The sequence below is a fragment of the Faecalibacterium sp. DFI.5.82 genome, from assembly GCF_029076575.1.
Classification (GTDB): Bacteria; Bacillota; Clostridia; order Oscillospirales; family Ruminococcaceae; genus Faecalibacterium; species Faecalibacterium duncaniae.
Genome location: NZ_JARFIS010000338.1, coordinates 1 through 321 on the forward strand (window position 1 = coordinate 1; position 321 = coordinate 321).

The following is a 321-nucleotide window of genomic DNA, read 5'->3' on the forward strand; positions in this document are numbered from 1 at the left end:
TGGAACTCTTGGCGAATCAGATTGGTAAAGTCAATCATCGTGCGCTGGTCGCGATCTGGAATCGTATCCCATTTGTTGACTACGATAATGATCCCCTTACCAGCCTCATGCGCGTAGCCGGCAATATGCTTGTCCAGCTCGCGAATGCCCTCTTCGGCGTTTAAAACGACCAATACCACGTCACTGCCATCAATCGCCCGCATCGAGCGCATCAGAGCATAGCGTTCGGTATTTTCATAAAGCTTGCCTTTTTTCTTGATCCCAGCCGTGTCAACCATCGTAAACTCACGACCATCAGCCTTGAAATGAGTGTCAATCGCA

Annotated in this window: 1 protein-coding gene; it reads right to left on the reverse strand. The window is 49.5% G+C overall.

All coding sequences use genetic code 11. The features are described from left to right. On the reverse strand, positions 1 to 321 hold a 321-nt coding region (locus tag P0G09_RS16895; protein WP_275253244.1), incomplete at both ends, for a GTP-binding protein.